We start from the raw sequence: 13,304 nt of genomic DNA, 5'->3' as shown, positions 1-13,304 counted from the left end.
AAATCAACCTTCTGAGGCCTGCAGTGAAATTTGATGAAAGCCCTTTCTAAAAAGCGCTTTATGAAATATCCGCTAAGCTGTAAACGCTTGTGCCCCGTGCAAGCGTTACGGTGCCGCCTGAGGAGATCGGCACTGTGATATCGAACCGGCCTACGGCTGCGGCGCCGTTGATCCTCCAATCAGTATAGGGACTGTTATTTTCCAGCGCCTGGATTCTGACTGAACTGTTGGAGGCGGTGATTTTTAGTTTCATCCCCCAGTAATCGACAGAATCCAGCGTCAGGGAGGTCATTCCTGTGGCAGGGAAATTCGGCGCTACATGCAGTCCGCCGGAATCGGCGCTGATGCCCATAAACCCGTCTTTGGCAACTACGGGCACCAGTCCGCTTTCGGGGAACTCTCCCCATAGGCCCACATTTCCTTCGCTGCCGTGCTGATTCTTCTCGCCGTAATAGAGCGGGTTCCCGCCTTGCATATGTTCCATATTGAACCGGTTGACAAGCGTTGTAAGCCGGGCGTAGGCATCATCGGCGCCGGAGGTTTTGAGCCGGCTCATGAGCTCATAATACATGGTGTAGAAGTTCGCGCCTCCATTTTGCAGCTGAGAGGTTCCATAAATACCGTCGCTGTTATAAATGGACACATACCAGCCGCCCTGGGAGTTGTGCGGGTTGTTAACCATAGTGGTCCGCGGCGCAAACGCAAAGGCAGACAGGGCATCGGCTTTGCCGGATGCGGTTGCTGTGGTTTTTAGATAATTCATGATGGCGGCTGCTCTGTCTGTGTCTGCCAGACCATAATTAATCGCCTCAAGGTTCAGGTAAACGCAGCCGTAGTCATGCGCAGCGCCATTGGCGTCAATCACCTGGATATAGTGGTTATTGTGCCAAAAGGCCGCGTTATAAGAGCGTGTCAACGTATCCGCATAGCCGTTCAATTCGGCGGCCCGGGCGCTGTTGCCCAGCATAGCCTCAATCTCAGCCATTCTTCTCAGTGCGTTGTAGCAGTAGATGTTGTCGTAGGCACTCTTGTAGCCATAAGGGATGATGTCCCAGTAATTGCTCCCGACGGACCGGCTGGTTCCGTCATGATCCGGGTGATCGATAATAAAGAGCCCGGAGGCGGAGTCAAATTTTGTCAGCAGGTAGCTCATGCTGGAACGCATCTTGCTGATGGTTGAGTCTAGGTAATCCAAGTCGCCGCTGTACATAAAATAGTTATAGACAGCGTTAATATAGTTTGCAGAGGTCATTAAATAATGGTTGCTGTCCCGGTCCGTTGGGAAGGGCCAGCCTTCCAGGTTACCCCAGGTCCAAACATAGCCGTTGTCGCTTTGGCGTACGGTTAACGTATGGTCGACATCGACTTGCCGGTAGTTGTCGTCCTGCCATGCACGCGTTAAACTGATCCACTCCCACCAGTCGGGATTTGTGCAGCCGGCTTCCCGGGCGTAGCCGAATTCATACAGCATGTCGTTCAGCGCCTTAGTTACCGTCGGGTCGCCGCCCTCGAAACGGGTAAAATGAGACGGTGTGACATCGCCTGGAGATGACAGAACAATATCCAGCGTTCTGGTGAAGGCCTGGTTATTATTCAGGGTAATCGTCTCTGTGTTGGCTTTACGGAAATGCAGCCTCATGTTGTCGGTGCTGCAGACCGGGCTTAAGTATTTGGTGTCCGGATAGAAACGAAGATTAAAATTATAGCCGTTCGCCCCTTGCCAGTCTATCCAGTCTCCCTCTAGCCCGAAGGCCTCGTTGTCCTCGGAAGAGGTCCGCTTGTAGGCGTAGGCGGAGTGGTAGCGGTCCGCGCTGCTCACCATCTTGGAAAACGGAACCTTGAGCGTACCGGCAGGGGAGGCCTCTACCTCGTAACCACTGTTTTCCCAAGGGGTATCCATAACGAATCCCACGTTGGTCAGCTTTTTATTATCGCCGCCGGAGGTAATGGTAAAGGTGTTTTTCATCCGGTTTCCGTTTAGCTCAATGCGCCAGTTGCCAACCAGCCCGGAATTATAGAAATGAATATTCTGAAGCTGCAAAACGGTACCGCTGACGCTCCAGGCCACCTGGTCGGAGGTACTGCTGTACTGGCTTCCGTTATAATCTAGGGAGAGAAATAAGTTGCCGTTAACAAGATCCTCGCTGTAATTTCCCTTACCCTGTGGGTCAAAGCAAATCATGTCGATCAGTCCATCGACGCCGCCGATCTTATAGTAACCGTTACTAAGCATGTAGCGGTTCTTTTTGTCAAGCAAGGAGAATTTGTCCAGCTCAAAGTTTCCATTTCCGCCCATGGTGGGGTCAAAGCGCAGCTGAACGACGGTGCCGCTCCAGGAGCTCATTTGCTCCAGATCTACCTGAAGTGTGTGCCACCGGTTGTCGGATTGTGTCCGGATGCTCTTTGCCCGGGCCTCAGAAAAGCCTTCGCCGTCCCGGCGCCAATAGAGCTTGGCATCCGTGTTGCCTGTGGTGTTCCGATAGGTGATTTCCAGGATTTTATACACCGATGTGTCAATGGAAATCGTCGGGCTTGTAATGTTAGGATCTTCCATGTCGGAGATATGCAGCGTATATCTGCCGTTAGTGACAATCCAGTTGTCGATCTGCTCGTTCCTGCTCCAGCCTTGTTCGTCTCCGGCGTTTTGCCAGCTCCATTCTCTGGAGACGGCGGCATTGATACTGGCAGGTGTCAGGATGAGGAATAATAATGCCAGCGTAAGCGCCAGAAAATTTTTCTTTTTCATTTGATATCACTTCCTCAATAAAGATTTTGTTCCGTCTGAAAGCTTGTTTTTCAGGGACCATGAGAAGCCTCAACAAATTGAAAAGATCTGCGTCCCCATTTGTTGGGGATTGGAGCCAAGCGTTTGCTTCTTTTAAACAGCACCTCCTTTTAAATGGAGTACCTGTTTGAGCTCTCCCTTACTCCTTACAGCTTTACCGTTCACTCGTTCTGAGTGCCGCGCGCTGCCAAAAAGCTTAACGGCAAAAATTATAGAAAGGGATGGGCCCGGGATGAAGAGAATTGCTTGTCAACAGAATAAATAAAACAAATATAACATACAAGTATATTTTGTCGATTTAATCTGATCTTTTGTTAAAAAACGTTTTTATATGTGGTTGGCAGCGAGAGGCAATCCTTCTGCCACTTAGCGGCTGTAGCTGGATAATTGGGCGGCGTTCTCTGCAAAATGAAGAAAGTGCAGGATTTCAGTTCTAAGTAAAAGGGATTGTCCATATCTATGTGTTAGAAAACGAGGACAAGGGTGAATGAATATGGAAGAACGTTTTGACCGGATTATAGAACCGATAACGGAGACGATTAAGCAGCATTTGCGCAGGATACCGGAGGATATTAAACGGCAGACACAGGAAATCCGGCTGCGTACAGGCCGTCCGGTTTGCCTCTATTGCAATAAGGGAATTTATTTTTTTAGCCGGGCGGGTAGAATCCTCTGTTATCCGGCCGAGGAAATGCTGACAGCCACGCGCGACGATATTTTAGAAACCTTCCGTGCCATTTGCAGCTATTCTGTCTATAGCCATCAGGATGAAATACGCAACGGCTACATAACGCTGCGGGGAGGGCACCGGGTTGGCGTTGGCGGAACAGCAGTTTTGCAGGATGGAAAAATCGCCTCCCTGCGGGATATCTCTTCGCTGAATTTCAGAATTGCCCGCCAAATACCGGGATGCGCACAGGAGCTTTTACGGCAGATGAAGGGCAGATGGGCGCACGGGCTGCTCATTGCCGGCGCGCCCGCTACAGGCAAGACAACCTTGCTGCGGGACCTTGCCAGGGAGCTCAGCAGTGGGCGAAGCGGTCCTATCCGTAAGGTTGCCGTGGTCGACGAACGGGGTGAGTTGGCCGGCACATGCATCGGCGTACCGCAGAACGACCTGGGCTTGTGCTGCGATGTTTTAGACGGTTACCCCAAGGCGGAGGGGATTTTACAGGCTGTACGAACCCTTTCACCGGACATTGTTGTCTGTGACGAGCTCGGCGGCATGGAGGATGTCTCTGCTGTGGAGCAGGGGTTGAACGCTGGGGTGACGTTGGTTTCCACTATTCACGCCGGATCTGCCGAGGAGCTGCTGCATAGAAGGCCGGCTGTACGGCTGCTGGAAACAGGAGCCTTTGGAACAGTTGCGTTTTTGGGGGAACGCAGCAGCCCGGGGACAGTGACAGGTGTATGTAAGGCGGGTGATCTTCTTGCTCAAATTCATCGGAACTATTCTTCTGATAGCGGCGGGGAGCCTGTGTGGCCTGCTGGAGTCGCGTAAGCTGATCCTGCGGGAACGGCGGCTGGAGGACTTTTTAAGCTTTCTTCAGGTGATGACCACTGAAATTCGTTTCTCGCAGACGCATTTGGATGAAATCATCCGCCGGCATGGTGAAAAATTTGAATTTTTAAAGGCCTGTGCTGAAAAATTGGAGCAGGGCGCCGCCTTTCTCTCTGTATGGCGGGAGGAAGCAAGCCGGGCTGCAGGTTTTAATGCCGAGGACCGAAGGCTTCTGCAGGATTTTGGCGTGGGTTTAGGGACGACGGACATCAGTGGGCAGCTTGCCCACTGCGAGCTCTATACCGACCTGTTCCAGGTTCGTCTGAAAGAGGCCAGAGGCCAGAAGGAGAAAAAAGCGAAGCTTTATTTGCTGCTTGGCATTTTTGGCGGAATTGCCGCCGCCCTGCTGCTTGGCTAAAAAACAGGAGGAACAAAATGAATGTAGATTTGATTTTTAAAATCGCCGCGGTCGGCATCATCGTTGCGGTGCTCAACCAGCTCCTGATTCGGTCCGGGCGGGAGGAACAGGCAATGATGACGACGCTGGCGGGACTAATTGTAGTACTAATGATGATTATTCAGCAAATCGATGCCCTGTTTGAAGCGGTAAAGTCCATTTTCGGCCTGTAGGCGGGTGTCGTCATGAATATTGCCGCCATCGCCGCTTTGGCGTTAATTGCCGCTTTGCTGGCCGTTATGCTTAAACGCTACAACAGTGAGCTTGGGGTTGTTGTTTCAATTGTAGCGGGCGCTGTTATTTTAATCGAATTGCTCAAGACGGTGGCGCCCATCCTTCAGCAGATGGAAACACTGTTTTCCATCTCGGGTATTTCTGGAGAATATGCCCTGATTCTGTTTAAAACCCTTGGCGTGTGCTATATTGCCCAATTTGCGGCTGACTCCTGCCGCGATGCAGGGGAAAATGCGCTTGCCTCCAAAGTAGAAATTGCAGGAAAAATTGCAGTGTTGCTATTGGCGCTGCCGCTCTTTGAGTCCATCGCCTCCACTGCAGCGTCATTGATAGGAAAATGAAACAAAAAAGACGAGTGCTCTTTCTTTTATTCTTTCTTCTTTTTTTATTGGTCGCGGCCCCCTGCGTCCATGCAGAGGATCTTGGACTAGATGAGGATCTGCAGGGGTATTATGAACAGCAGATGGAAGAAAGCGGGGCTAATGACCTGCCCGCTGCTCTGCCTGAGGAGACGCGCAGTGCGCTGAGCGGCCTGGGTGTGGAGGGCGCGGATTGGGCTAGTATTACCTCCATCACACCGGAGGCGCTTTATAATCAGGTTGCCGGTATGGTTGGAGAAGCCTCGAAAAACCCGCTGAAGGTTGCCCTGAGCGTTGTGGCTGTAATTCTGCTTTGTGCTTTTATGAACGGGGTTAAAAGCTCCTTTCAGGAGCGCACGATGAGCAGCGTTGCCGGTCTGGTTGGAACCCTCTGCATCTGTGTACTGGTGGTGCAGCCGCTGGTGGCATGCATTGAAAAGGTGACAGTGGTTATTAACACGGCGGCAGGCTTTTTGCTGGCTTGTGTGCCGGTATTGGCAGCGATTATGCTGGCTGCCGGGCAGACGGCAGGAGCGGGCTCTTTCCAAATGATTATGGTGGCAGTCGGCAATACTGTTACTCTGCTGTCCTCCACGATCCTGGCTCCGTTGATGAATATATTTTTGGCCTTTTCTGTTGTCGGTACGGTATCGCCGAGTGTGAATCTAAGCGGCATCAGCAACTCCTTTTCCAAAGCTGTCAAGTGGATTCTTACGTTTTGCATGACGATATTTTCCGGGCTGCTAACCATTCACGGCCTGGTGACATCGGCGGTGGACAGCACCGGCGCCCGCGCGGCACGTTTTATGGTTAGCAGCTTTGTACCGGTAGTTGGCGGGGCCTTAGGGGAAGCGCTGGGAACTATTACAGGCTGCGTAAAAATGATTAAATCCGGGGTAACTGCCTTTGGGCTGCTGGCAGAGGGCGCCCTTTTTCTGCCGGTCCTTTTGGAATGCGTGCTGTGGCAGCTGACACTTTGGGTCTGCGTGGGCATTGGGCAGATTTTTGAGCTCAAGGAAATCACGGATTTGCTATCGGCGGCGGGTAAGGTGATGGAAACACTGCTGGCGATTCTGCTGTGCACAATGGCGGTGCTGACGATTTCCAGTGTGGTAATGTTGATGCTCGGGGGAGGGACGGCGGCATGAGTGCGGTTCGCGCATGGTCTTTGGCTATTTGTATGGCTGCTTTAATTGCGGCGCTGCTGCAATATTTACTGCCCGGCGGCTCAATGGAACGAATGGCAAAATTTGTGACGGGCGCTTTTTTTCTGTGTGTAATGGTGGCGCCGGTCGCTAACATTGCCCCGCAGCTTTCAGCGCTGTTTCAGCAGCAGTCACAGGCAGAACCGGACGACCGGCTTAGCAGTACGGTGGATGAGCAGCTTCAAAGCGCTGCACAGCAGAGCATCCGCAGCCTGGTTACAGCGGAATTGAGTAAATTACAAATTAATTGTAAAAATGTCTCTGTAATAATGGATATAGATGAAACAAGCAGCATAGTAATTAATAAGGTCATTGTGGTACTGGCCTCCGGAGAGGAAGCGCATATTATCCACGCACAAGAGCATCTCTCCTCAGTACTGGGGCTGCAAACGGAGGTGACCGTCGATGGCGGAGAAGAAAACGGATAAGGCAAAAACAATGCTGGCACAAATTGCAGAAAATCCTATGGGGCGAAAGGTGGTTTTGGTGATAGGGCTTGTCGGTATAGGACTGATCTGCCTTTCCTCTTTTTTTTCTTTGGATTCCACCGGTAAAAGCGAAAACGAGGAATCCTGCGTTTCGCAGATTTCTGCGGAGGATTACGCGCAGCAGCTGCAAAGCAGCTTGGAGGGGTTGCTGGGGAAAATAGAGGGCGTAGGGGATCCCACGGTTCTGGTGACGCTGGAAAAAGACGCCGAGCAAGTCTATGCGACGGAAGAGAAAATCAGCACGCAGACAGCGCAGAGCAACGCCAATGATAACCGCGAGACCAATTATATTATTGTAAAGGATGCAAATGGCAACCAGCGGGCCATAAAGGTGACGGAGGTTCAGCCCGTGGTCAAAGGGGTGGTTGTGGTCTGCTCGGGGGCGGATAACCCGGTTGTGCAGCAAAACGTTATTGACGCCGTTACAACAGCGTTGAATATCACATCTGTAAAGGTGTGTGTAATAAAAGCAAAATAAATATCATTAGGTACAGGAGGAGCAATTTATGGGTTTCGGAAAGCGGCAGCTTATTTTGGCGGCTTTAGTGGTTGCCTTAGGAACGGCGGTATATTTAAATTGGCAGTTCACAGGCAACGACGACCTGCTGGCTACTAATGCGGTAAATTCGGAAAAAAATATCGGGGAGGCGCAGCTGGTGAACGGTTCGGCGCTGAGCTCGGGCACAGAGTCCGCTGCAGGAGCGGAAAGCGGATCGCCGGCCAGCAGCGATTATTTTTCACAGGCGCGGCTATCACGCCAGAAATCCAGAGACGAGGCAAAGACCTTGCTGGAGGAAGCCCTGAAAAATTCAGAGAGCAGCGATGAGGTGAAAAAGGAAGCCTTGGCGAAGGCGCAGGCAATGGCGGAGAATATGCTGCAGGAGGATAATATCGAAAATTTGATTAAGGCCAAGGGCTTCCCGGATTGTGTGGTGTTTATTCAGAACGGTGAGTGCAGCGTTGTGGTAAAACGGGGAGATAACGACCAGAACTATGCCATTGTCATCAAGGATATTGTCGCGGGTCAATCCGGTATCACCTATGATAAGATTAAGATTGTAGAAAGTGAATAATGGACGGCCTTCAGGCAGCCATAGCCCTTTGGAAGCGGGAAAACCGTTTCCAAAGGGCTTTTTCTTCGTAATAAAATTTAAGTTGCCCCGGTTTGTGCTTGTGTGGTATAATAACTATGTGGACGCTTGAAAATTAAACGGTAATTCAGTAGCCTTCCACCATAGTGGAGGGCTTTTTTGTTGACTGGCAGGAGGGCTTTTAATGAAAAGAAGCGAAGCAAGAGAGCAGGCGTTTGCTCTGGTATTTGAACGAACCATCAACCACGAGCCGACTCAGGACCTGATTGACTCCGCAGGCTTATCCCGCGACTTATTGGTGGATGATTTTGCCGAACGCCTGGCGCAGGGGGTCGAAAACCATGAGGCCGCAATCGATGAGATGATAGAAAAATATATTCGCGGCTGGAAAATCGGGCGCTTGTCCAAGGTAGCGCTTTCCACCCTAAGGCTGTCTGTCTATGAAATTCTGTTTGAGGAGGAAATCCCGAACAGTGTTTCTATTAATGAGGCGGTAGAGCTGGCAAAGAAATACGGCGGGGCGGAGGATGCTCCGTTTATCAACGGGGTTTTAGGGTCACTAGATAAAGCCCTGGGTGAGAAGCATGCCTGACTGTCTGGGAATTGACACCAGCAATTATACGACTTCAGCCGCGTTATACTGTAAACAAGGAATTTTGCAGCGAAAGAAGCTGTTGCCGGTACGGGAAGGAGCGCTCGGCCTGCGCCAGAGCGATGCGGTTTTTCATCATGTTCAGCAGCTGCCGGAGCTGGTGGAGGCCTTGCTGAAGGAGTCGGACGGCTGCATTGGAGCCGTGGGCGTTTCTTCCCGCCCACGGGATCAGGCGGGCTCTTATATGCCATGCTTCACGGTGGGGACGGGTGTGGCGCGCTCCCTGGCGGCGGCACTGAAAATTCCCCTGTTTTATTTTTCGCACCAGGCCGGCCATATCGCTGCGGCGCTTTATTCGGCGGGCTGTATGGAATGGGTGGAACGGCCATTTCTGGCCTTTCATGTGTCGGGAGGTACGACGGAAGCCGTCCGGGTAACCCCGGACCCGGAGGGGATTTTGCGGGCGGATATTGCAGCAACGTCGCTGGATTTAAAGGCCGGACAAGCAATTGACCGTGTCGGCGGGCTTTTGGGGCTTCCTTTTCCGTCGGGCCGTGCAATGGAAGCGCTGGCGCTTGCCTCAAAGGCCGAGTTTCGCCCGAGGGCATCCATGAAAGGGGGGAACTGCTCTCTTTCTGGTGTTCAGAACCAGTGTGAAAAATTGCTGCGGGAGGGCGCCCCAAAAGAGGATGTGGCGTTGTATTGCCTGCTGTCTGTTCACGCGGCGCTGGATGCAATGGCAGCGGCGCTGACGGAAAAGCATCCGGGCTTACCTATACTTTTTGCAGGGGGAGTAAGCGGCTGTTCCATCTTAAGGGAGCGGCTTAGCCGGAAATATCAGGCGAAATTTGCGGAGCCCGATTTTTCTTCAGATAATGCTGCAGGGGTTGCCTTGCTGGCTTCGCTTCGATTAAACCATATAATGGGAAATGAGTGATGAGCAATGGCGGATCGCTTTCTTACGGTAACGGTCTCACAATTAAACACCTATTTGCGCTCTAAAATGGAGGAGGACCCGCTGCTGTCCCAGATTTTTGTAGTGGGTGAAATCTCTAATTTTACCAATCACTATAAATCCGGGCATCTCTATTTCTCCCTGAAGGATGACCGGGCGGTAGTAAAGGCAGTAATGTTTGCACAGCATGCCAGACGGCTGCGTTTTGTGCCGGAAAATGGTATGAAGGTTCTGGTGCGGGGCAGAGTCAGCATTTATGAGGCTGGCGGGCAGTATCAGATCTATGCAGAGGATATGCAGCCGGACGGCCTCGGTGCCTTGAATATGGCCTATGAACAGCTGAAGAAAAAGCTGGAAGCAGAAGGATTGTTTGCCCAGGAGCGAAAAAAAACACTGCCGCTCTATCCGCAGCGGATCGGCGTAATTACCTCGCCTACCGGGGCGGCTGTGCACGATATTCTCTCCATCCTGGCCAGGCGTTTTCCGGTCGCTGAGGTTGTTTTCTGCCCGGTGCTGGTACAGGGAGAGGGAGCGGCCCCTCAGCTGGTACGGGCGTTAAGGCAAATGAACCGGTATGGTGGCGTAGAGATCATCATTATTGGCCGCGGCGGCGGCTCACTGGAGGATCTATGGGCCTTTAATGAGGAAAGTGTAGCCAGAGCTGTGGCGGATTCGCGGGTTCCTGTAATCTCGGCTGTCGGCCATGAGACGGATTATACAATCTGTGATTTTGTGGCGGATGTACGTGCGCCGACGCCCTCTGCGGCTGCCGAGCTGGCTGTACCGGAGCAGACGGAAATTTTATTTACGCTGCGCTATCAGCAGCGAAGAATGGCACAAAATTTACGAGCCATGTTGGAGTCTCAGCGGCAAAGGCTGGATTACTTGCTGCTGTCAAGTCCGCTGCAAAGGCCGGAGCTGCTCACGGCGGAGAAAAAGGAGGAGCTTGCGGCTCTATGGGAGCAGCTGCAGCGTGCGGAACAGGCGCTTGCCGACGAGAAGAAAAAAGAACTGCAGCAGGCGGCTGAGCATTTGCAGGCACTGAGCCCGCTGGCGGTACTGGGGCGAGGGTTTTCCGTTGTTTACGGAAGAGACCATCAGCCGCTAAAAAGTGCCCGGGATGTGGAAAGAGGGGAGCGCCTGGAAATCATTCTTTCGGACGGAACGCTGTTGGCTAAAGTGGAGGAAAAGAGGGATAATAATGGCAATCAGCAAAACGACGACCTTTGAAACGGCGATAGGAAAGCTTAATACCGTGATTGAGCGGCTGGAAAGCGGGGAGGAGTCTCTCGATGCCTCCTTAAAGCTGTTTGAGGAAGGGACCGCTCTGGCGGCATACTGCTATCAGAAGCTTAATGCGGCGGAGCAAAAAATTAAGGAGCTTACGCTGGAGGAGGACTCCGGTGAAGAGGCCGAGGACTGAGTAAAATGGAGGAGAGCCATGAGCCAATATGAGGATCGGCAAAGAAAATTTCAGCAGGCGGTAGAAAATAAACTGTCAGCGTATATCCAGGAGGACAAGGTGCTGCAATCCGATGTGATCGACGCCATGCGGTACAGCCTTTTAGATGGAGGAAAACGGATTCGCCCAATGCTGACGCTGGCTTTCTGTGAGCTCTGCGGGGGTACGGAGGAGCAGGCACTGCCATTTGCCTGTGCGGTGGAAATGATTCACACCTATTCGCTGATTCATGACGACCTTCCCTGCATGGATAATGATACCATGCGGCGGGGTAAACCTTCTAATCACGTGGTATTTGGGGAGGACACCGCGCTACTGGCCGGGGACGGCCTGCTGACAATGGCTTTTGAGGCCATATTGCAGCCGGACACTGTCGCATGCTGCGGCGCGGAACGGGCTGTGCGGGCGGCGTATATCCTGGCTCGTGAGGCAGGCGTATATGGTATGGTCGGCGGACAGCAGATTGATCTGATGAGCGAGGGGCGCCAAATTCCGCTGGAAACGCTGCGGACAATGGATGAATACAAGACAGGGGCATTAATCAGTGCGGCCTGCTGTATGGGGTGCATCGCTGCAGGCGGGAGTGATGAGCAGGTTTCTGCCGCCCGGGAGTATGCGTTGGCGCTCGGGTTGGCGTTTCAGATCATCGACGACATATTAGATGTCACCGGCGACCCGGAGGTTTTGGGTAAACCGGTATTGAGCGATCAAAAAAGTAAAAAATGTACGTATGTGAGCTTGTTGGGGCTGGACAGTGCCCGGAAATTAGCTGCCAGCCTGACGGAAAAGGCCGTCAAAGCGTTGGAATCGTTTGACGGCGACAGCAGGTTTTTAAAAGAATTGGCGGTAAAACTGGGAGAGCGGGAGAACTAAGGGGCTCTTTACATCTGTTTGTTTTTTTGGAATAATATAAAAATAAAGCGAGATTGGTATATGATGAATCGGCCGGCTGTTCAGCGTTTTTTGGGTTTTAATAAGTGTCGGACTGTGCGGACATTCGGGACCGGATGAATGATTTGATGATTAAGGATGGTTGTTTATGCTTCAATTTGAAGAGTTAAAGCAGGAGCTCAGCGGCCTGGAACCGAGTATTCGGGATTTGGAGGGGGCGCTGGGGTTGAAGGCGATGCAAAACGAGGTGGCAGAGCTGGATATGAAGGCATCAGAGCCCAATTTTTGGGATGATCAGGAGCGTTCTCAGAAGGTTTTGCAGCGTTCCAGCATGCTGAAAAATAAAATTGCCGCTTATGAAGGGCTGAAGCAGGCTTATGAAGACACGATGGCACTGATTGAGCTGGCGGATGAAGAGGGAGATCTCTCCCTGTTACCAGAGGCACAGGAGGAACTGGGAAAGGTTCGGGATTCGCTGGAGAGCCAGCGGCTGGAAACATTATTGACCGGAGAGTATGACTCAAAAAATGCGATTTTGACGTTTCATGCTGGTGCAGGCGGAACGGAGGCGATGGATTGGGCGGAAATGCTCTACCGGATGTATTGCCGCTGGAGTGAACGCCATGGCTACAAGGTGACAACGCTGGACTATCTGGAAGGCGACGAGGCTGGGCTGAAAAGCGCGAGCATCCTCATTGAGGGCGAGAATGCGTACGGCTTTTTAAAGAGTGAAAACGGTGTGCACCGGTTGGTGCGCGTTTCGCCGTTCGATGCCTCCGGACGCCGGCACACCTCCTTTGCCTCTCTGGAGGTAATGCCGGAAATTGACGATTCCGTCGATGTGGAAATCAACCCGGATGATATTAAGATGGAGGTTTACCGTGCCAGCGGTGCGGGCGGACAGAAGGTCAACAAGACCTCGTCGGCAGTACGGCTGATTCATATTCCCACGGGTATTGTCGTTTCGTGCCAGGTAGAGCGCAGTCAGTACCAGAACCGTGATGTGGCCATGCGTATGCTGAAGTCTAAACTGGTAGAAATCAAGGAACGTGAAAATCTGGAGCGGATTGAGGATATAAAGGGAGACCAAAAGGAAATTGCCTGGGGCAGCCAAATTCGTTCCTATGTCTTTATGCCTTACACCTTGGCGAAGGATCACCGGACCGGGTTTGAAAACGGTAATATCAATGCCGTTATGGACGGCGACCTAGACGGCTTTATTAATGCTTATTTAAAGGCCCAAAGCCTGGGTACACTGGGCGATTATGGAGATTAGGAAAGTAT

At 52.0% G+C, this 13,304-nt stretch carries 15 protein-coding genes; 14 read left to right on the top strand and 1 reads right to left on the bottom strand.

The genetic code is table 11. The features are described 5' to 3' along the window. Nucleotides 1-58: 58 nt before the first annotated feature. On the bottom strand, nucleotides 59-2,746 hold the full coding sequence (locus DPQ25_RS12905) for an MGH1-like glycoside hydrolase domain-containing protein (protein ID WP_112333591.1): 2,688 nt from the start codon (nucleotides 2,744-2,746) through the stop codon (nucleotides 59-61). 532 nt (nucleotides 2,747-3,278) lie between these two features. Here DPQ25_RS12905 and DPQ25_RS12900 point away from each other — a divergent pair. The 14 genes from DPQ25_RS12900 (at nucleotide 3,279) to prfB (ending at nucleotide 13,296) form a co-directional block, all read left to right on the top strand. Further along, nucleotides 3,279-4,286 carry an ATPase, T2SS/T4P/T4SS family gene (locus DPQ25_RS12900; RefSeq protein WP_242978357.1) on the top strand — a complete coding sequence of 336 codons (1,008 nt, stop codon included), beginning with the start codon at nucleotides 3,279-3,281 and terminating at the stop codon, nucleotides 4,284-4,286. Next, complete coding sequence (locus DPQ25_RS12895; protein WP_177577089.1) at nucleotides 4,216-4,704, top strand: stage III sporulation protein AB; 489 nt, start codon at nucleotides 4,216-4,218, stop codon at nucleotides 4,702-4,704. The genes DPQ25_RS12900 and DPQ25_RS12895 overlap by 71 nt, the downstream gene beginning before the upstream one ends. A gap of 17 nt (nucleotides 4,705-4,721) precedes the next feature. Next, entirely contained in the window at nucleotides 4,722-4,916 is a 195-nt protein-coding gene (spoIIIAC, locus tag DPQ25_RS12890) for a stage III sporulation protein AC (RefSeq protein WP_112333588.1), read from the top strand. A 12-nt stretch (nucleotides 4,917-4,928) separates the two neighbouring features. Then, a complete protein-coding gene (locus tag DPQ25_RS12885; RefSeq protein WP_112333587.1) occupies nucleotides 4,929-5,318 on the top strand; it encodes a SpoIIIAC/SpoIIIAD family protein in 390 nt (129 codons plus the stop codon). Next, a complete protein-coding gene (locus DPQ25_RS12880; RefSeq protein WP_112333586.1) occupies nucleotides 5,315-6,484 on the top strand; it encodes a stage III sporulation protein AE in 1,170 nt (389 codons plus the stop codon). Before DPQ25_RS12885 ends, DPQ25_RS12880 begins: the two co-directional genes overlap by 4 nt. Beyond that, complete coding sequence (locus tag DPQ25_RS12875; RefSeq protein ID WP_112333585.1) at nucleotides 6,481-6,969, top strand: stage III sporulation protein AF; 489 nt, start codon at nucleotides 6,481-6,483, stop codon at nucleotides 6,967-6,969. The genes DPQ25_RS12880 and DPQ25_RS12875 overlap by 4 nt, the downstream gene beginning before the upstream one ends. Next, the gene (locus tag DPQ25_RS12870; protein ID WP_112333584.1) at nucleotides 6,947-7,507 is read left to right on the top strand and encodes a stage III sporulation protein AG; all 561 of its coding nucleotides are present in this window, start codon (nucleotides 6,947-6,949) and stop codon (nucleotides 7,505-7,507) included. Before DPQ25_RS12875 ends, DPQ25_RS12870 begins: the two co-directional genes overlap by 23 nt. A gap of 28 nt (nucleotides 7,508-7,535) precedes the next feature. Beyond that, nucleotides 7,536-8,102, top strand: a complete 567-nt coding sequence (locus tag DPQ25_RS12865; RefSeq protein ID WP_112333583.1) for a SpoIIIAH-like family protein — start codon at nucleotides 7,536-7,538, stop codon at nucleotides 8,100-8,102. A 202-nt stretch (nucleotides 8,103-8,304) separates the two neighbouring features. After that, on the top strand, nucleotides 8,305-8,712 hold the full coding sequence (gene nusB, locus DPQ25_RS12860; RefSeq protein WP_177577087.1) for a transcription antitermination factor NusB: 408 nt from the start codon (nucleotides 8,305-8,307) through the stop codon (nucleotides 8,710-8,712). After that, the gene (locus DPQ25_RS12855) at nucleotides 8,705-9,649 is read left to right on the top strand and encodes a tRNA (adenosine(37)-N6)-threonylcarbamoyltransferase complex transferase subunit TsaD (RefSeq protein ID WP_112333581.1); all 945 of its coding nucleotides are present in this window, start codon (nucleotides 8,705-8,707) and stop codon (nucleotides 9,647-9,649) included. The genes nusB and DPQ25_RS12855 overlap by 8 nt, the downstream gene beginning before the upstream one ends. A gap of 6 nt (nucleotides 9,650-9,655) precedes the next feature. Then, nucleotides 9,656-10,897 (top strand): exodeoxyribonuclease VII large subunit, encoded by a 1,242-nt coding sequence (gene xseA / locus DPQ25_RS12850; RefSeq protein WP_112333580.1) that lies wholly within the window; start codon nucleotides 9,656-9,658, stop codon nucleotides 10,895-10,897. Then, nucleotides 10,869-11,090, top strand: a complete 222-nt coding sequence (gene xseB, locus DPQ25_RS12845) for an exodeoxyribonuclease VII small subunit (protein ID WP_112333579.1) — start codon at nucleotides 10,869-10,871, stop codon at nucleotides 11,088-11,090. Before xseA ends, xseB begins: the two co-directional genes overlap by 29 nt. An 18-nt stretch (nucleotides 11,091-11,108) precedes the next feature. Then, nucleotides 11,109-12,002, top strand: a complete 894-nt coding sequence (locus tag DPQ25_RS12840) for a polyprenyl synthetase family protein (protein ID WP_112333578.1) — start codon at nucleotides 11,109-11,111, stop codon at nucleotides 12,000-12,002. A 166-nt stretch (nucleotides 12,003-12,168) separates the two neighbouring features. Beyond that, nucleotides 12,169-13,296: a peptide chain release factor 2 gene (prfB, locus tag DPQ25_RS12835; RefSeq protein WP_112333577.1), complete on the top strand. Its 1,128-nt coding sequence runs from the start codon at nucleotides 12,169-12,171 to the stop codon at nucleotides 13,294-13,296. Nucleotides 13,297-13,304: the final 8 nt, after the last annotated feature.

Source organism: Hydrogeniiclostridium mannosilyticum (assembly GCF_003268275.1).
Lineage (GTDB): Bacteria > Bacillota > Clostridia > Oscillospirales > Acutalibacteraceae > Hydrogeniiclostridium > Hydrogeniiclostridium mannosilyticum.
This window is presented reverse-complemented; position numbering and strand designations above follow the sequence as displayed.

What these genes read in the sequence shown, in the direction of transcription:
- DPQ25_RS12880 (WP_112333586.1), top strand. Translation starts at nt 5,315, where the DNA reads ATGAAACAAAAAAGACGAGTGCTCTTTCTTTTATTCTTTCTTCTTTTT.
- DPQ25_RS12875 (WP_112333585.1), top strand. Translation starts at nt 6,481, where the DNA reads ATGAGTGCGGTTCGCGCATGGTCTTTGGCTATTTGTATGGCTGCTTTA.
- spoIIIAC (WP_112333588.1), top strand. Translation starts at nt 4,722, where the DNA reads ATGAATGTAGATTTGATTTTTAAAATCGCCGCGGTCGGCATCATCGTT.
- DPQ25_RS12855 (WP_112333581.1), top strand. Translation starts at nt 8,705, where the DNA reads ATGCCTGACTGTCTGGGAATTGACACCAGCAATTATACGACTTCAGCC.
- DPQ25_RS12870 (WP_112333584.1), top strand. Translation starts at nt 6,947, where the DNA reads ATGGCGGAGAAGAAAACGGATAAGGCAAAAACAATGCTGGCACAAATT.
- DPQ25_RS12865 (WP_112333583.1), top strand. Translation starts at nt 7,536, where the DNA reads ATGGGTTTCGGAAAGCGGCAGCTTATTTTGGCGGCTTTAGTGGTTGCC.
- xseA (WP_112333580.1), top strand. Translation starts at nt 9,656, where the DNA reads ATGGCGGATCGCTTTCTTACGGTAACGGTCTCACAATTAAACACCTAT.
- DPQ25_RS12840 (WP_112333578.1), top strand. Translation starts at nt 11,109, where the DNA reads ATGAGCCAATATGAGGATCGGCAAAGAAAATTTCAGCAGGCGGTAGAA.
- DPQ25_RS12900 (WP_242978357.1), top strand. Translation starts at nt 3,279, where the DNA reads ATGGAAGAACGTTTTGACCGGATTATAGAACCGATAACGGAGACGATT.
- nusB (WP_177577087.1), top strand. Translation starts at nt 8,305, where the DNA reads ATGAAAAGAAGCGAAGCAAGAGAGCAGGCGTTTGCTCTGGTATTTGAA.
- DPQ25_RS12905 (WP_112333591.1), bottom strand. Translation starts at nt 2,746, where the DNA reads ATGAAAAAGAAAAATTTTCTGGCGCTTACGCTGGCATTATTATTCCTC.
- xseB (WP_112333579.1), top strand. Translation starts at nt 10,869, where the DNA reads ATGGCAATCAGCAAAACGACGACCTTTGAAACGGCGATAGGAAAGCTT.
- prfB (WP_112333577.1), top strand. Translation starts at nt 12,169, where the DNA reads ATGCTTCAATTTGAAGAGTTAAAGCAGGAGCTCAGCGGCCTGGAACCG.
- DPQ25_RS12885 (WP_112333587.1), top strand. Translation starts at nt 4,929, where the DNA reads ATGAATATTGCCGCCATCGCCGCTTTGGCGTTAATTGCCGCTTTGCTG.